This is a genomic window from Pseudoalteromonas piscicida (assembly GCF_000238315.3).
Lineage (GTDB): Bacteria > Pseudomonadota > Gammaproteobacteria > Enterobacterales > Alteromonadaceae > Pseudoalteromonas > Pseudoalteromonas piscicida.
In genome coordinates, this window is record NZ_CP011924.1 from 2,500,715 (window position 1) to 2,516,691 (window position 15,977).

Below are 15,977 nucleotides of genomic sequence, written 5' to 3' on the forward strand. Positions count from 1 at the left end.
AATTATGCGTCAGCAGTTTGCTCAGGCTGCGCTTGAGCCGCACGTTGCTGCATATACTGAGCGAATAATGCGTCAAAGTTAACTGGCGCAAGGTTTAACTGTGGGAAAGTACCACGGTTAACTAGGCTAGCTACCGCTTCACGCGCATATGGGAATAGAATGTTAGGGCAGAATGCGCCTAGCATGTGTGCCATTTGCATTTCTTCAAGATCTGCAATTGCAAAGATACCAGCTTGTTGGATTTCACATAGGAATGCAGTTTCTTCACCAATAGTTGCCGTTACCGTTAGCGCTAGAACAACTTCAAAAACGTTGTCATCAAGCTTTGCTGAACGAGTGTCCATGTCTAGTTTAACTTCTGGTGCCCACTCTTTTTGGAAGATACCTGGTGAGTTTGGCGTTTCAAACGATACATCTTTAGTGTAGATACGTTGAATGTTGAACTGAGCGCCTTCTTGTTGTTGTTCTGCTGCTTGGTTTTGTTCTGCCATGATAATTTCCTAAATTCTGTTGTGATCCTGCTAATTCCTAGCAGTCATTATAAAAAATAAGCTGAGCCAAAGCTCAATCAATTTTATGCTTGTAATAGCTTATCGAGTTCGCCTTGCGCTTCAAGCGCCATCATATCGTCGCAACCACCAATATGGCGCTCAGCGATAAAGATTTGTGGCACGGTATAGCCACCGTTGGCTTTTTCGATCATCTCGTCACGAAGCTCAGGCTGTGCGCCAATATCATACTCAGTGTATGTGACACCTTTTGCATCTAATAGTGCTTTTGCACGATGACAAAATGGACAATAGTCTTTGGTATAAATTACGACTTGGCTCATCATAGACCTCAGTTATTTTCCGTTAGAGATTGGTAAACCCGCACTTTGCCATGCGCCAATACCACCTGATAATACGTACACTTGCTCGAATCCAGCTTTGTGCATGTTATCAGCAACAGCAGATGCCGTCATACCTGTGTTACAGACCAATATAATGGGCTTAGATTTATGTTTTTCAAGACCAGCAAAATCTTTTTGCTTGAGTTTTTCCGCATTCACCTGCTCAGAACCTGCAATGTGACCTTGGTTAAACTCTTTTGCTGCACGCATATCGAGTACCTGACCATCTTGGCGGTTAACAAGCATAGTCAACTGCTGAGGATTAATTTGTCTAATTTTAGAAAACTGACTTTTAAACCAACTACTCACTAACATCGCGGCTAACACAACCCAAATGATGCTAAGTACCGGATGGTTACCTAAAAACGCAACGTATTGTTCCATTAATTTATCAACCAAAAATTATTAAACGATAAAGTGGCAGCAAGTATACCTGCTTTATTCTCGACAAAACAGACTTGTTCAACATGAGCAAATATCAATCTCAAAGTTGATAATTCATCACTGTGGGGCTGAATATTCATACAAAAACAGGTATTCTACTTACCAGCAACCAGAGCAAGCTTATCGAAGCGCTGCAGCCCAAGTTAGTAAATCTAACCTTGTAGCGTTTGCTATAAGACATCAACATCGTGCCTAATTCAGGATTTCAGGAGCGCAAATGACAGCTAAGAAAAAGCCATTGGTATTAATGATTTTAGACGGTTGGGGCTATCGCGAAGAAAGCGAGAGCAATGCTATTTTAGCAGCCAATACCCCAGTATTAGATGAACTATGGCGCTCTGCTCCACACACCTTGATTTCAGGCTCAGGCCTTGATGTTGGTCTACCGGATGGACAAATGGGGAATTCCGAAGTTGGCCACGTTAACCTCGGTGCGGGACGTGTGGTTTATCAAGACTTCACGCGGATCACTAAAGCGATTGACGATGGTGAGTTTGAGCACAATCCAGCTCTGGTTGAGAATATCGACAAAGCAGTGGCAAAGGGCAAAGCCGTTCACCTAATGGGATTATTGAGCCCAGGTGGTGTTCACAGTCATGAAGATCACATTGTTGCAGCGATTAAATTAGCGGCTGAGCGCGGTGCAACCGTCTATTTGCACGCATTTTTGGATGGCCGCGATACACCACCTCGTAGCGCACAAGCGTCAATTGAGAAAATGGAAGCCTTGATGCAGTCACTCAATTGTGGCCGCCTAGCGTCTATTATTGGTCGCTACTATGCTATGGACCGTGACAATCGCTGGGACCGTGTCGAGTTTGCTTATAACCTGATGGTAAGTGGCGACGCTGATTTTACTTATCGTAATGGCGTTGAAGCGCTACAAGCAGCTTACGCGCGTGATGAAAATGATGAGTTTGTTAAAGCATCAGTGATCACCGAAGCTGGGCAACCTGCCGCAACTATCAATGATGGTGATACGGTTATCTTTATGAACTTCCGTGCAGACCGAGCGCGCCAGATGACCCGTGCTTTTGTCGATGCTGACTTTAATGGCTTCGAAAAACGCAAAGCACCGGACCTAAGTGCGTTTGTTATGATGACTGAGTACGCTGCCGACATTAAAGCCCCTATCGCTTTCGCGCCTGAAGCACTTGTAAATGTGCTAGGTGAATGGCTAGCTAAGCACAACAAAACTCAGCTGCGTATTTCAGAAACGGAAAAATATGCCCATGTCACTTTCTTCTTTAGCGGCGGTCGCGAAGATCTCTTTGAAGGTGAAAAACGTGAGCTTATTCCTTCTCCACAAGTCGCCACTTACGACTTGCAGCCAGAGATGAACTCAGAAATGCTAACGGATAAGTTAGTTGAAGCCATTCATAGCGGTGAGTTTGACGTCATTATCTGTAACTACCCGAATGGTGATATGGTTGGACACTCTGGTGTATTCGAAGCCGCAGTAAAAGCATGTGAAGCCGTTGATAAGTGTATCGGTCGTGTGGTTGCAGCGTTAAAAGAAACCGGTGGTGAAGCTCTGATCACAGCAGACCACGGCAATGCTGAGCAAATGCAAAACCCGAAAACGGGCCAAGCTCACACAGCACACACTAGTGAGCCTGTACCATTTATTTATGTAGGTCGTGATGCAGAGCCACAAGCAGGAAAAGCACTAAGCGATGTTGCACCAACGATGCTGCATTTACTTGGTATGGAGCAGCCTAGCGAGATGACAGGCACTCCAATTATGCGTTTAAAATAACGGCCTGCCTGTATGCCGTTAAAAACGACATTTCACTATGCCGCACTTCTCGGTGCGGCGTTACTCATGACAACAGCGCCCGCTGTTGCCAACGAATCTAGAACCAAACAAGACTTAAGCGAAGTTCAGCAACAGCTTAAAGCTAGCCAACAAGCATTAGAAAAGCAGCGCGGTGAAATTAACAGTCACGAAGCAAAGCTCAAAGCCTTCGAACTTGATATTGCCAAAAGTGCCAAAGCTATCTCACTCACAGAAATCGGGATCAAAGAAAACCAAACCGAGCAGGCCGAACTTAAAAAGCAAGAAAGCACGCTGTTAAACGACAAGAAAAAATTTGAAAAGATCCTTGCGGCTCAGCTAAAAAGTGCCTACATGACGGGCTCTCATGATTATTCTAGAATGTTACTTAATCAAGAGCATGCAACAAAGCTCGAGCGCACCATTGCCTATTATGATTACCTAAATAAAGCACGCATTAAACAACTTGAACAGCTCAAATCTATCGGCCAAGAATTGGCACAGACTCAAGTTGAGTTAGCAAGAACACAAGCACGCTTAGAAGCGCTACAAAACCATCAGAATGAACGCTTAGATGCGCTCAAGAAGGCGCAGAAAGAACGCCAAAACCAGCTTGCAAACCTAAATAACAAACTCAGTGAAACACGCTCTGCTATCGCATATTTAAAAGAAAATGAGCAAACCTTAATCCAAACTTTAGAAGAGCTTGCCAAGGCACAAAGAGAAGCCGAAGTACGCTTAGATGGACTAGCCAAACTCAAAGGCAAAATGAGTTTACCGGCCAAAGGTCGAATTAAGCATAAATTCGGCCAAAGCAAGCATGCAGGCATGAATTGGAAGGGCGTCCTCATTGGCGCAAAAGAAGGGGCTGAAATTGCGAGTGTCGCTCCCGGTCAAGTTGTGTATGCAGATTGGTTAAATGGCTTTGGCTGGGTTATTGTGCTTGATCATGGGCATGGTTTTATGAGCCTATACGGCCACGCTCAAACACTGCTTCGCGATGTTGGCGATCAAGTTCGCAGTGGTGAAGTGATCGCTTTGGTAGGACAAAGCGGCGGACAAAGAGATCCTGGTCTATACTTTGAAATACGGCATAAGGGAAGCGCTGTAGATCCGATAAAATGGTGCAGATCCAGTTAACTGAATAACCCGTGCTGCACCTTGATGAGGAGCAGCACATGAATAGACAAACCCGTTTTTACGCGCTTGCAGCGCGCTATGTTGCATTATTAAGCTTCCTGCTTTTGTTAAGTTTTAGCGCTTTTAGTCACGCGTCTACACAAAAGTTTTCGGCTCAAGAAATCGATGAAATCCTGTATCATATCCACACCTATTATGTTGAAGACTTGCCTCTGAGTCGCTACAACGCGGGCAACTTGTCGAGTCTCTTTGACAATTTAGATCCCTACTCTAAATACCTCAACGAGGAAGACTTGGAATCCATCTTCAGTGCAGCAAATGGGCGCTACACAGGGCTTGGTATTGAAGTCGAAGAGCAAGATAATTACGTGATTATCTTGGATACCCTGCCCAACTCACCTGCAGCTCAAGCAGGAATAGAGAGCGGTGATAAACTCCACGCAATCAATGGCGCTAATGTCGCGGGCAAATCGATAGAAGAAGTGTCTGCCCTACTCAAAGCTGCAAATAAAAACCTCATCAATTTAGTGGTATTAAGACAAGACGAGTTAGTTGCACTTGAGCTTAAACGTCAAGAGATAGTCATTGAAAGTGTCGCCAGTAAACTCTTAAACGACGGTACCGGTTTTTTGAGTGTCAACAGTTTTAACCACCACACCTATCATGATGTTGCAAGACACATAAACCGACTACAAGTACAGTTAGGCAGTCCATTGAAAAAGCTGGTTATTGATTTACGTGACAACCCCGGCGGCACACTTAATAGTGCAGTGGCAATCTCAGATCTTTTTTTAGATAGTGGCACAATCGTCACGACCAAAGGCCGCTTCTATGACGCCAATCAGGCTTACATTGCAAAGCGGGGAGATATTTTAAATGGTGCGCCTATTTTGGTATTAATCAACAATAATTCCGCTTCAGCTGCCGAGATTTTAGCGGCCGCACTCAAGGATAATAAACGTGCCTTAGTCGTTGGCTTACGTTCCTATGGTAAAGGTTCAGTGCAATCCTTGATCCCGATTGGCAATGGTACTACAGCATTAAAGTTAACGACAGCGAGATACTACACACCTGCGGGTACATCAATTGAAGGTAAAGGCATAGAGCCCGATGTATATTTTACCAAACAAGCGCTTTCCCTGTTGGATAAAAGCGCTATAATCACTGGTGAAGAATCAATCAAAACAACAGGTATTGAACAGCTAGCCTCGCATTGGCCTAAGGCGCTAGCGTTAGTTCAATCACAGTAAATTAAAAAACGGTCCTGTAGGGCTGTAAACTATAATAATAATTTGTGTGCTAAAAAAAATAATCGGGATAATACTGACCTGCATGACTTTTGCAGTGCCAGCAAAACAGTTTGCCATTGTTATAGACGACATTGGCAATCACCAACGTGACTTAGAGTTGCTGTCTTTACCGGGTGGGATCACCTTTTCGATCCTGCCCCACACCCCTTTTTCTCAACAATTTGCCTTTGCAGCCAGCCGCCAACAACGCGAGCTTTTATTACATGTGCCAATGCAGGCACAAGACACGGAAAAGGTCCTTGGCCCGGGCGCATTAACTATCGATATGGAAAAGTGGCAGTTGCAAATGACACTTGGCAATGCGCTATCGACGCTACCTCAGGTTAAAGGCGTAAATAATCACATGGGCTCAGCATTAACCGAACAAATAGAGCCAATGAAATGGACAATGGAAATACTAAAAAAGCGCGGATTATACTTTTTGGATAGCCGTACCACTAGCCACAGTCAAGCCCAATATGCGGCCAACCTTTACGGCGTAAAAAACGTCGCTCGACAGGTCTTTCTAGATAATGATATATCCACTGAGGCGCTCAACAAGCAGTGGCAACATATGCTTAAGCTACTTGATAATCACGAGCATGTTATTATCATTGCGCACCCATATAAGGAAACCGCCGCCTTTCTTGCAGCCAAGTTAGCTGAGCTTGAAAGTATTGATGCCAAACTGGTACCCGTGTCTCAACTGGTTGAACAAAAATACGTACGACTTGCAGAAATTGCTGAGCAGCATGCTATTTCCGGACAATTAAGACTCCAAGAATAAAGATTAACAATGATTATCATCAGACAGTTTCAAAACGGCGAAGAAGCCGTGCTACGCAAGCTTATGTTTGACACAATACGCTCGGTAAATATACAGCATTACTCCAATAGCCAAGTTAATGCATGGGCACATAGCGACGTTGTCGATAAAGGCTGGCAAGACCGATTAAGGAGCAATCAGCCCCTTGTCGCCGTACTAAATGGTAAAATTGTTGGCTTTGCCGATATCCAAGCTGACGGTCTTATTGATCACTTTTTTTGCCATGCAGAACATCAAGGCCAAGGCATAGGTAAAGCACTTATGCTCGCACTCTTAGAACACAGCAAAATAACCAACACAACGCGCTTATTTTCCCATGTTAGTAAAACGGCTAAACCTTTCTTTGAATATTTTGGTTTCCAAGTGATAAAGGAACAACAAGTGACGGTTCGTGGCGAAGTGTTAACTAATTACCTGATGGAAAAGAGTATGCCTGCCTGCTAGCAGGCATACGAACTTTCTTCCCTAATCTATGGGCGCAAACCGCGTGGGTAAGGCACTAAATTGCAAGGATGGATTTTGCTTCATCCACTTTTTCTTATTAGGGATTTGGATCTTAAACTCATCATCCGTCACAAACTTTTGGGTTTTACCCTTGGCATCCACAAACTGAATTGATGCAGGCTCGGTAAATGTAAACTCTAGTTCATCAAAGCTTGGAGCAAACCAAGACAAGCTACCTGCCATCAACTCAACAAAAGCGTCCATATCCTCTAAAAGAATAAACAAATCGCGATACAAAACCTGCTGCTTAGTCAACGGCGCTATATCGGTATTGACCAGAATCGCAACGGCACCTTTTTCTTGATTGATCACTAAATTAACTTGATCTGCACGAGACTGCGGGAGAATAGGTAAATCAATATTGCCGTCTTTGTCTATGATACCGTTGGCAATGATCTTGTCATCTTGCTCCAGCCAAAGTTTAACATCCTCAAGCGCGATATCAGGCTGCTTCACTTCCACTGTAAATTTAGACAAGATATATTGCGACTGCGCTTTGTTGGCGATTAAATCTAGAATTTGATTAATCTCACCATATTCAACACTTCGCTCAGCGGCGAAAACAGAGTTGCAAAGTAAGCTCGCAACAGCACCTAACATCAGTAACTTTTTCATTGGGTTATCCTTTCTTATTGTTGTCTTCATATGAGGAGCTCTTCGAGAAATAGTTCAAAACTTGATCTCAATTCCATACATGCCAAATAGATCAAGCTAAACTCAACATAAGCATATGGAGTGAAAAGGAGTAGCAGATGACCCAAACCGTAGCTGATTTAATGACCCCAGATCCGTTCGCAGTGATTGCTGAAAATACCTTGCAAGATGCGCACAATTTAATGAAAGAAAAAAATGTTCGTCACATTCCAGTGATTGACGAAGCAGGAGCCCTAGTTGGTATGCTCACGCAAAAGATTATGATCGCCAAGGTAATGGGAATAATGGCAACCTATGGCGCAAATGCGCTTGCCAGAAAAGAAAAGCAAACAAAAGTACAAGATATTATGGCGACCGATTTTGCGAGCGTGCGCCCAAGCCAATCACTACAAGATGTGGTGCGCTTTTTTGTCGATAATCGCCATGGCTGTATGCCTGTGGTAGACGAGCAAAACAAATTGGTTGGAATACTGACTTCATCAGACTTTGTGCGACTCGCTGCTGCACTCTTGTCTTAAACGTGGTAACAAGCGAGTGTATTCCACTGTCTCGCGGAATACACTCAGCTAACTGCATGATTACGCTTTTTCTTGAAGCGTTCTCGCTACGGTTCTCATGCCTAAGGTCGTTGCACCTGCGGCCCATTGACCACTAGCGCTATTTTGGAAAGAAGCCGCAAGGTCGATATGCACCCAACCTTGACCTTCGTTTGGTACAAAGCGAGACAGGAAACCCGCTGCATTTGATGCACCACCAAAGCCGCCACCTTTTTGCGCTCGGCTGTTAGCTGTATCCGCATAAGGCGATGGACAGTTATTTTGGTGCCACTTTTCTAGAGGCAATGGCCACGCGGCTTCAAATTCGTCACTCGCGAACTGCTGTACATCACCGACAAGTGTTTTGTCTAAACCAAATAATGCGTTGTACTCTTGGCCTACAGCAACGAGCGCGGCGCCCGTTAATGTCGCGGCATCAATGATAAGCTCTGCGCCTGTTTCACCGGCAGCCATCAAGCCATCAGCAAGCACCAAGCGACCCTCTGCATCGGTATTTACGATTTCAACTGTGGTACCATTTTTGTAGGTAAGAATATCACCTAACTTATAGGCATGGCCTGAGATAAGGTTCTCAGCACAACATAGGAACAACTTAACACGACGGTCAAAACCACGTTGAATAGCCAGCGCTAAACCAGCCGTTACGGTTGCCGCACCACCCATATCACACTTCATCGTAAGCATGCCTTCGCTTGGCTTAATCGAGTACCCACCTGAGTCAAACGTGATCCCTTTACCCACAAGTGCCGCACTAACTGGTGCGTCATCATTACCTGTTGGGTTGTAGTCAAGCTCAAGCAACACAGGAGGACGCTCACTGCCGCGTCCCACTTCGTGGATACCAATCCATTGCTGCTCCAACAGCGCGTCGCCTTTAATGATTTGATAGCTAACATGCTCAGGTGCCAATGACTGAATAAACTCAGCCGCTTTTCCAGCAAGGCTTTCAGGATAAATATCTTCGGCCGTGCCGTTGATCATCTGACGCATCCATGTTGCCGACGCTTTTAATGCATCAAGCTCTTTTAGATCTGACTGGTCGTTGTCAACAAACACCACACCATCTAATGCCTTTGGTGACACAAAACCTTGATAAAAAGCCCATTGAGATTCAGTACACCACAAGTCACCTTCTAGATGAACTTGTTTAATCCCTTGTTGTGCGATGCTACGAGCCGCTTTTTGAATATTTTTCAGCGTTTCGTCTTGTTGTAAATGGATAAAAGCACCGTCCTTTTCAAACGACAATGCAGCACCAGCAGATAAATACTCTGGTTTTGCGTCTTCACTCAGTCGTACAATAAATTTCTCTGACATTCTCTTTTCACTCTTGTGCTTGTAAGTGTGGTTAAGTGTACACTAGCCACTAAATACACCCAACCTAAAGCGACCAATGAAGTTTTCTAGGCAATTACAGCAAGCAACCTTGCTCAAACGATATAAACGCTTTCTTGTCGATTTACGCGCCCCAAGTGGTGACGAATTCACCGTACACTGCGCCAATACGGGTAGAATGACCAACTGTGCAGACCCGGGATTTACAGCCTATTATTCCACCAGCGATAACCCCAAACGAAAGTACATGCATTCGTTGGAGCTGACGCAAGATAATGATGGTCATTTTATTTGTGTAAATACAGCGGTGGCCAATAAAGTATCTGTTGAGGCCATTGAGCAAGGAAGAATAACGCAACTGCAAGGCTACAAAACACTTCAAACTGAGGTGAAATACAGGGCTGAAAATAGCCGAATTGATATTTTGTTGAGCAACCTCGAAAATGGACAATCCTCGCAATTCTGCTACGTTGAAGTAAAGTCGGTGACGTTGCTCGAGCAACAGCAAGGTTTTTTCCCTGATGCTGAAACCTTAAGAGGTCAAAAACATCTTAGAGAATTAACCCACATTAAACAGCAAGGTCACCGTGCGGTGTTACTGTTTGCCGCGCTCCATACAGGGATTAATTGCGTCAAACCAGCCAGTCATATCGATCAAAAATATGCTGCGTTAGTGAAAGAAGCAATTTCCCACGGAGTAGAAGTCATTGCTTACCGAGCGCATATTGATGACAACCAAGTACAATTAATTGAAGAAATTCCTTTTGATTACGCTTGACTTTTTTCATGCTGCCCACATATAGCCGTGATAGTTTTCTCCCCCAAATAGTTAAACATTGAAAAAGTGGCTGACATTTGCAGCAAAAAAGTGTTTGCTAAGGGGTAAAGATTTTGCTATTTATACCCGCCGGCGAAAGCTGGGGTTATGTATTAAGGATTTAGGAGAATGGTATGCCAGACCAGAAAAAACTAGGGTTATTGGCTCAAGCCGGTGTAGAACCTTATCAAGAAAAGCCAGGCGAAGAATACATGAATGAAGCACAACGTGCTCATTTCAAAGCGATATTAGAAGCATGGCGTGCCGATCTACGTAATGAAGTAGATCGTACTAAGACACACATGCAAGACGAAGCGGCAAACTTTCCTGATCCTGTGGACCGTGCAGCGCAAGAAGAAGAGTTTTCTCTTGAACTGTGTACTCGCGACCGCGAGCGTAAGCTAATCAAGAAAATTGAGAAAACACTTCAACTTATCGAAGATGATGACTTCGGCTTTTGTGAGTCGTGCGGTATTGAAATCGGCATTCGCCGTTTAGAAGCACGTCCAACAGCTGATCTTTGTGTTGATTGTAAATCTCTCGCAGAAATCAAAGAAAAACAACAAGGCAGAGGATAATCTCAGCCCTGTGTCCCCAAGCTTAAAGCAAACTGGGAGCTATCGCGGTCGATTTGCTCCCTCGCCTTCCGGACCGCTTCATTTCGGCTCTCTTGTGGCCGCTTTGAGTAGCTATTTAGATGCAAAAGTCAATCAAGGTAAATGGCTCGTTCGCATCGAAGACATTGATACACCGCGCGTAGTTGCGGGTGCTGCCGACAATATATTAACCACACTTGAAGCATATGGCCTTTACTGGGATGAAGACGTTGTCTATCAATCGCAGCGCCATGCCCTATACCAAGCCTATTTGACGACACTAAAATCAGACTCCCTTGTGTATGCGTGTCAATGTACTAGAAAGCAAATTAAAGCAATGGGTGGGTTTTATAACAATCATTGCCGAGCTTTAGCGCTAAGTTGGCAAGATAATGCTTTGCGCCTACAGCAGCGCTGTCCAGTTACTGAATTTAATGATGCAATACAAGGCATGGTTGTCATTCCCCCTGCAATTGCGCATGAAGATTACATCGTTAAACGCCGCGACGGCTTATTTGCTTATCAATTGGTGGTGGTCGTTGACGACATAGAGCAAAAGATTAGTCATATCGTGCGTGGTGCCGATCTGCTAGAACCCACAGCAAGACAAATTAGTTTATTTCGGCAACTCAATCAGCCATCACCTGAGTACGCTCACGTGCCACTGGCTGTCGCAGAGCCCGGATTTAAGTTGTCTAAGCAGAATCATGCTCCAGCTATTGATAACCGCAACCCGTTACCAACCCTTTATGCCGCGCTGCGTTATTTGCATGTGCCAGTTGATTCTCTCCATAATTATCAAGATGTTGACGCATTACTGACTCACGCTATTGATATTTTTAGTCTAGATAGCGTTCCTAAAGTACAGGAAATTCAACTAGACTCTCTAGAAAATGGTGATTTTGCTTTTCGCCCACTGTTTTCAAGTACTTCAATTTAGTCTCATTTGAGTATATGATAGCGAGCCTTAAATGCGACCTGTTTTAAGACAAAAGCAGTGGTTCACAACGACTAGAATAGAAAACTTGATTGCTCAGGAGACGAGTTATTATTTCCAAGCTTGTAAACTTTTGCCGCCAGTTTGTAACTGGAAAAGGCGATGAGACGGTGAAAATGGCCAGCCCGACACCTGCGATAATTCCTCGCAGCGAGCATGGTATATCTCGTAAACAATTTAGCCCTAACGCTATCAAAGTGCTCTATCGCTTAAAAGACGGAGGCTATGATGCCTACCTAGTTGGTGGTTGTATACGCGATATCATGCTAGGAATAGAGCCTAAAGACTTTGATGTCGTTACTAATGCGACACCTGAACAAATCAAAAAGCTCTTCCGTAACTGTCGCTTAATAGGTCGTCGCTTCCGTCTTGCGCACATTGTCTTTGGACGGGAAATTATTGAAGTTGCCACCATGCGTGGTCACCACCAAAGTGATGACTCTTGTGCCACGACAAGTCAAGCCAGTGAACACGGGCAGCTATTACGCGACAATGTCTACGGCAGTATTGAAGAAGACGCCGAGCGCCGCGACTTTACTATCAATGCGCTATATTATTCGATCAATGACTTTACCTTACGCGACTTTGCCGGCGGTGTTGCTGACATTAAAGCGCGTAAAATTGAGCTGATTGGCGATCCTGAAACTCGCTATCGCGAAGATCCGGTATGTATGCTGAGAGCTATCCGCTTTGCAACTAAACTGGATATGGAGATTGCTACCCCGACCCGCACTCCAATTAAAGCATTAGCGCCGTTACTTGGGCACATCCCAGCTGCACGCTTGTTCGAAGAAACGCTAAAGCTATTTTTAAATGGTAAAGCGGAAGAAAATTTTCTTCAAATGCGTGAATACGGCTTATTTGCACAATTATTCCCCGCGCTCGATAAAATCCTAGCACAGCCTGATAATGACTTTGAACGTCGCTTTATTCAGCAAATGTTTGCCAATACGGATAGCCGTATCAACGCGGATAAAAAAGTAACCCCTGCATTTATCTATGCAGCACTTTTATGGTTCCCTATTTTAGCTAAAAGCGAAGCGCTCGCGGCCGAAGGTATGAATGAATATGATGCCTTTATGCAAGCCATTAATCACGTCCTTGCTGAAAATGCTAAACACGTTGCAGTGCCTAAACGCTTTACTTTAGGTGCCCGAGATATCTGGCATATTCAACAACGCCTAGATAAACGTTCAGGCCAGCGTGCATATCGCCTAAGCTTGCAGCCGAGATTCAAAGCCGCATATGATTTCCTATTATTGCGTGTTGAAAGTGGTGAGCAAGAGCAAGAAGAACTTGCAGCTTGGTGGACTGATTACCTAAAGAATGACGTCACCGGCCAAAAAGACATGGTGCGCAACTTAGGTAACCAAAGCAAACCTAAGCGTCGTTATAATAGACGTAAGCCAAAAAGAAAACCAAAAGAAGATTAAATGAATATTGCGTACATTGGATTGGGTGCAAACCTATCCGAACCGATGGCACAAATACAGCGAGCACTCGATGTGCTCGCCGCCCATCCAGACCTCTCGCTTGTCCAGCACTCTAGCCTGTATGGCTCAAAACCTATGGGCCCTCAAGATCAACCTGATTATGTGAATGCCGTAGCAAAACTGGCGACATCATTAACAGCAGAGTCTTTACTCGATGTGTTGCAACAAATAGAGCTTGAACATGGTCGTGTACGCAAAGCTGAGCGCTGGGGACCGCGCACGCTCGATTTAGATATTCTGCTTTTTAATACCGACACCATTAACAGTGATAGACTTATGGTGCCACATTACGGCTTGAAAGAAAGAGAATTTGTCGTCTATCCACTATTAGAGATAACGCCAGAACTCAAATTACCTGATGGCACTGAGCTTGACTCTTTAACACAAAAGTTACCACTTAACGGATTAGCAATCCTCAAATAAACCAATCCAAGGGGTTTACCATGGCAAAAATTTCCGTCTCAACACTTGCCAAAATGAAGCGTGAAGGAACAAAAATAACAGCCCTCACCGCATACGATGCAAGTTTTGCAAAGTTATTTCACGACAATGGCGTAGATGTCATCTTAGTGGGTGATTCTCTGGGTATGGTTTTACAAGGTGGTGAAGACACTTTAGCCGTTACCACGGATAACATTGCCTATCACACCCGTTGTGTCAGAGCTGGTAGTAAAGAGCTATTCGTTATCGCCGATATGCCTTTTATGAGCTATTCAGATCCGCAGTCAGCCTGTCAGAATGCAGCTACCTTGATGCGCTCTGGTGCTAATATGGTTAAGCTTGAAGGTGGTGAATGGCTTTACGACAGCATTGCACTGCTTACTCAGCAAGGGATCCCTGTTTGTGGTCATTTAGGTTTAACACCACAATCAGTGCACGTGTTTGGCGGCTTTAAAATTCAAGGTCGTGAAGAAGCACAGGCGCAAAAAATGATAGCCGATGCACAAGCGTTAGAACGTGCTGGTGCACAAATGATTGTGATTGAATGTGTGCCTTCAGCATTGGCTAAACGTATTACCGATGCCGTGGCAATTCCGGTCATTGGTATTGGCGCTGGTAAAGAGACCGATGGCCAAATTTTGGTTATGCACGACTTAGTTGGTATTTCCGCAGGCTATATTCCTAAGTTTTCGAAGAACTTCCTGCTCGAAACCGGCAACATGCCAGATGCGGTGAAAAAGTTTTGTGCAGACGTGCAATCAGGTGACTTCCCGGGGCCTGATCACGAATTTAATTAAATTTGCGATGAGCAATACTTATCGCTAAGTCCGATTCAAGCGTTTTGTTTGAGTTGGTATTGTTATTATTGAGTTAGAGTACAACATGCAATCAGTTACTGAGATTAAATCGTTACGAAGCCAGATTAAAGCTTGGCGCCAACAAGGATTAAGCATTGCCTTCGTACCAACGATGGGCAACCTTCACCGCGGTCATTTTTCCTTAGTAGAAAAAGCAAAAACCCTAGCGGATAAAGTCGTTGTCAGTATCTTTGTAAACCCAATGCAATTTGGTGCGAACGAAGACCTCGACAGCTACCCACGTACGCTTGAGCAAGACAAGCAAGGCCTTGCAGAACTAGAAACCGATATTGTGTTTACGCCTACCGTTGAAACCATATATCCAAACGGACTAAATGCGCAAAGTTTTGTTGATGTACCGGGAGTATCCGAAGGACACTGCGGTGGCACACGCCCTGGGCACTTTCGTGGCGTTGCAACGGTTGTCACAAAACTGTTTAACTTAGTACAACCTGATTTTGCCTGCTTTGGTGAGAAAGACTTTCAACAGTTACAGGTCATCAAAACAATGGTGAAAGACCTGTCTATTCCCGTTGAAGTGATTGGTGTTGCGACTCAAAGAGAAGTTTCTGGACTGGCGATGAGTTCACGTAATGGTTACCTCTCTGAATCTGAAAAAGATACTGCTAAAGTACTCTTTCAAGCGCTAAAAGCAGCAGCTGGCGCTTTAGAAAATGGCGAAAAAGATTTTTCGAAGGTAACAAAAAATGCAACAGAAATGCTGCATAATGCCGGTTTAAAGTTGGATTATTTTAACATTTGTCAAAAAGATAGCTTGAAACCTGCTACACTCGAAGATAATCAACTCGTCATTCTTGCCGCAGCTTTTCTCGGTAAAGTCAGACTGATTGATAATATTCAAGTCACAGTCTAAGGAATAATAATGAAAAATGCGTTCGCCTTGTTAGTACTTTCTACCACCCTATTGGGGTGCAGTAACTCTATCTCACCTGAGTTGAATCAGTGCGCACAACAGAATTATCAATGCGAACGCAGCTGTGAGATGCAAAACACACCAGAGACAATGTCTTTACAGATATGCACTGATAAATGTATTGAGCAGTATAATGCCTGCAAAGTACAGGCTGAAAAAATTACCGAGAGCAAAGGATAGTTTGCTCTTTTTTTAGCAACTTGACCCCTTAATATTCTTTTAAATACAAACACTTTCTAACTCCCGCTGTTATTTTTTATTCACCTTTTTAGAATATTTTGCGATACAATAAACTGGTCTGATGAGATAGACGTACAGCACCAGCTTAACTTGGCTCAATACTTGGTTTACTAAATAATGTGAGCAGTGAGCACTAACTTTTCTTAATAACTTGTTATTTCTGGTTTTTATTCTAATCTCTAAG

19 protein-coding genes are annotated in these 15,977 nt (G+C 44.1%); 14 read left to right on the forward strand and 5 right to left on the reverse strand.

Annotation, left to right across the window (positions count from 1 at the left end; genetic code table 11):
• Positions 1–2: 2 nt before the first annotated feature.
• The 3 genes from secB to PPIS_RS11660 form a co-directional block, all read right to left on the reverse strand.
• Positions 3–491 (reverse strand): protein-export chaperone SecB, encoded by a 489-nt coding sequence (gene secB / locus PPIS_RS11650; protein ID WP_010378810.1) that lies wholly within the window; start codon positions 489–491, stop codon positions 3–5.
• 83 nt (positions 492–574) lie between these two features.
• Positions 575–832 carry a glutaredoxin 3 gene (gene grxC, locus PPIS_RS11655; protein ID WP_010378807.1) on the reverse strand — a complete coding sequence of 86 codons (258 nt, stop codon included), beginning with the start codon at positions 830–832 and terminating at the stop codon, positions 575–577.
• Between the two features lie 12 nt (positions 833–844).
• On the reverse strand, positions 845–1,276 hold the full coding sequence (locus PPIS_RS11660; protein ID WP_010378806.1) for a rhodanese-like domain-containing protein: 432 nt from the start codon (positions 1,274–1,276) through the stop codon (positions 845–847).
• 277 nt (positions 1,277–1,553) lie between these two features.
• Between PPIS_RS11660 and gpmM the strand changes: the two genes are divergently transcribed.
• From gpmM to PPIS_RS11685, 5 genes are all read left to right on the forward strand, one after another.
• Positions 1,554–3,095: a 2,3-bisphosphoglycerate-independent phosphoglycerate mutase gene (gpmM, locus tag PPIS_RS11665; protein ID WP_010378803.1), complete on the forward strand. Its 1,542-nt coding sequence runs from the start codon at positions 1,554–1,556 to the stop codon at positions 3,093–3,095.
• Positions 3,096–3,107: 12 nt separating this feature from the next.
• Positions 3,108–4,253, forward strand: coding sequence for a murein hydrolase activator EnvC family protein (locus tag PPIS_RS11670; protein WP_010378802.1), 1,146 nt, complete (start codon positions 3,108–3,110; stop codon positions 4,251–4,253).
• Between the two features lie 38 nt (positions 4,254–4,291).
• A complete protein-coding gene (locus PPIS_RS11675; protein ID WP_010378798.1) occupies positions 4,292–5,503 on the forward strand; it encodes a S41 family peptidase in 1,212 nt (403 codons plus the stop codon).
• An 82-nt stretch (positions 5,504–5,585) separates the two neighbouring features.
• On the forward strand, positions 5,586–6,329 hold the full coding sequence (locus tag PPIS_RS11680) for a divergent polysaccharide deacetylase family protein (RefSeq protein ID WP_010378797.1): 744 nt from the start codon (positions 5,586–5,588) through the stop codon (positions 6,327–6,329).
• Positions 6,330–6,338: 9 nt separating this feature from the next.
• Positions 6,339–6,812, forward strand: a complete 474-nt coding sequence (locus tag PPIS_RS11685) for a GNAT family N-acetyltransferase (RefSeq protein WP_010378795.1) — start codon at positions 6,339–6,341, stop codon at positions 6,810–6,812.
• Positions 6,813–6,833: 21 nt separating this feature from the next.
• On the opposite strand, the gene PPIS_RS11690 is transcribed toward PPIS_RS11685, so the two are convergent.
• Positions 6,834–7,487: a DUF2987 domain-containing protein gene (locus PPIS_RS11690; protein ID WP_010378793.1), complete on the reverse strand. Its 654-nt coding sequence runs from the start codon at positions 7,485–7,487 to the stop codon at positions 6,834–6,836.
• Positions 7,488–7,624: 137 nt separating this feature from the next.
• On the opposite strand from PPIS_RS11690, the gene PPIS_RS11695 reads away from it, so the two are divergent.
• Positions 7,625–8,044: a CBS domain-containing protein gene (locus tag PPIS_RS11695; RefSeq protein ID WP_010378791.1), complete on the forward strand. Its 420-nt coding sequence runs from the start codon at positions 7,625–7,627 to the stop codon at positions 8,042–8,044.
• A gap of 60 nt (positions 8,045–8,104) precedes the next feature.
• Here PPIS_RS11695 and pepB read toward each other — a convergent pair whose 3' ends face one another.
• Positions 8,105–9,400, reverse strand: a complete 1,296-nt coding sequence (gene pepB / locus PPIS_RS11700) for an aminopeptidase PepB (RefSeq protein ID WP_010378789.1) — start codon at positions 9,398–9,400, stop codon at positions 8,105–8,107.
• A gap of 76 nt (positions 9,401–9,476) precedes the next feature.
• On the opposite strand from pepB, the gene sfsA reads away from it, so the two are divergent.
• The 8 genes from sfsA (at position 9,477) to PPIS_RS11740 (ending at position 15,733) form a co-directional block, all read left to right on the forward strand.
• A complete protein-coding gene (sfsA, locus tag PPIS_RS11705; protein ID WP_010378787.1) occupies positions 9,477–10,196 on the forward strand; it encodes a DNA/RNA nuclease SfsA in 720 nt (239 codons plus the stop codon).
• Between the two features lie 173 nt (positions 10,197–10,369).
• Positions 10,370–10,813 (forward strand): RNA polymerase-binding protein DksA, encoded by a 444-nt coding sequence (gene dksA, locus PPIS_RS11710; RefSeq protein ID WP_010378786.1) that lies wholly within the window; start codon positions 10,370–10,372, stop codon positions 10,811–10,813.
• Between the two features lie 10 nt (positions 10,814–10,823).
• Positions 10,824–11,771, forward strand: a complete 948-nt coding sequence (gluQRS, locus tag PPIS_RS11715) for a tRNA glutamyl-Q(34) synthetase GluQRS (protein ID WP_010378784.1) — start codon at positions 10,824–10,826, stop codon at positions 11,769–11,771.
• A 173-nt stretch (positions 11,772–11,944) separates the two neighbouring features.
• Positions 11,945–13,261: a polynucleotide adenylyltransferase PcnB gene (gene pcnB / locus PPIS_RS11720; protein ID WP_010378782.1), complete on the forward strand. Its 1,317-nt coding sequence runs from the start codon at positions 11,945–11,947 to the stop codon at positions 13,259–13,261.
• The gene (gene folK / locus PPIS_RS11725; RefSeq protein ID WP_010378779.1) at positions 13,262–13,744 is read left to right on the forward strand and encodes a 2-amino-4-hydroxy-6-hydroxymethyldihydropteridine diphosphokinase; all 483 of its coding nucleotides are present in this window, start codon (positions 13,262–13,264) and stop codon (positions 13,742–13,744) included.
• 20 nt (positions 13,745–13,764) lie between these two features.
• On the forward strand, positions 13,765–14,559 hold the full coding sequence (gene panB, locus PPIS_RS11730; protein ID WP_010378777.1) for a 3-methyl-2-oxobutanoate hydroxymethyltransferase: 795 nt from the start codon (positions 13,765–13,767) through the stop codon (positions 14,557–14,559).
• Positions 14,560–14,644: 85 nt separating this feature from the next.
• On the forward strand, positions 14,645–15,493 hold the full coding sequence (panC, locus tag PPIS_RS11735) for a pantoate--beta-alanine ligase (RefSeq protein WP_010378775.1): 849 nt from the start codon (positions 14,645–14,647) through the stop codon (positions 15,491–15,493).
• Positions 15,494–15,502: 9 nt separating this feature from the next.
• The gene (locus PPIS_RS11740; RefSeq protein ID WP_010378773.1) at positions 15,503–15,733 is read left to right on the forward strand and encodes a hypothetical protein; all 231 of its coding nucleotides are present in this window, start codon (positions 15,503–15,505) and stop codon (positions 15,731–15,733) included.
• The last annotated feature ends 244 nt before the right edge of the window (positions 15,734–15,977 follow it).

Coding starts and splice junctions, on each gene's coding strand:
- pepB (WP_010378789.1), bottom strand. CDS start 9,400: ATGTCAGAGAAATTTATTGTACGACTGAGTGAAGACGCAAAACCAGAG.
- PPIS_RS11680 (WP_010378797.1), top strand. CDS start 5,586: ATGACTTTTGCAGTGCCAGCAAAACAGTTTGCCATTGTTATAGACGAC.
- PPIS_RS11675 (WP_010378798.1), top strand. CDS start 4,292: ATGAATAGACAAACCCGTTTTTACGCGCTTGCAGCGCGCTATGTTGCA.
- dksA (WP_010378786.1), top strand. CDS start 10,370: ATGCCAGACCAGAAAAAACTAGGGTTATTGGCTCAAGCCGGTGTAGAA.
- panB (WP_010378777.1), top strand. CDS start 13,765: ATGGCAAAAATTTCCGTCTCAACACTTGCCAAAATGAAGCGTGAAGGA.
- grxC (WP_010378807.1), bottom strand. CDS start 832: ATGAGCCAAGTCGTAATTTATACCAAAGACTATTGTCCATTTTGTCAT.
- secB (WP_010378810.1), bottom strand. CDS start 491: ATGGCAGAACAAAACCAAGCAGCAGAACAACAACAAGAAGGCGCTCAG.
- folK (WP_010378779.1), top strand. CDS start 13,262: ATGAATATTGCGTACATTGGATTGGGTGCAAACCTATCCGAACCGATG.
- PPIS_RS11670 (WP_010378802.1), top strand. CDS start 3,108: ATGCCGTTAAAAACGACATTTCACTATGCCGCACTTCTCGGTGCGGCG.
- pcnB (WP_010378782.1), top strand. CDS start 11,945: ATGGCCAGCCCGACACCTGCGATAATTCCTCGCAGCGAGCATGGTATA.
- panC (WP_010378775.1), top strand. CDS start 14,645: ATGCAATCAGTTACTGAGATTAAATCGTTACGAAGCCAGATTAAAGCT.
- sfsA (WP_010378787.1), top strand. CDS start 9,477: ATGAAGTTTTCTAGGCAATTACAGCAAGCAACCTTGCTCAAACGATAT.
- PPIS_RS11685 (WP_010378795.1), top strand. CDS start 6,339: ATGATTATCATCAGACAGTTTCAAAACGGCGAAGAAGCCGTGCTACGC.
- PPIS_RS11740 (WP_010378773.1), top strand. CDS start 15,503: ATGAAAAATGCGTTCGCCTTGTTAGTACTTTCTACCACCCTATTGGGG.
- PPIS_RS11660 (WP_010378806.1), bottom strand. CDS start 1,276: ATGGAACAATACGTTGCGTTTTTAGGTAACCATCCGGTACTTAGCATC.
- PPIS_RS11690 (WP_010378793.1), bottom strand. CDS start 7,487: ATGAAAAAGTTACTGATGTTAGGTGCTGTTGCGAGCTTACTTTGCAAC.
- PPIS_RS11695 (WP_010378791.1), top strand. CDS start 7,625: ATGACCCAAACCGTAGCTGATTTAATGACCCCAGATCCGTTCGCAGTG.
- gpmM (WP_010378803.1), top strand. CDS start 1,554: ATGACAGCTAAGAAAAAGCCATTGGTATTAATGATTTTAGACGGTTGG.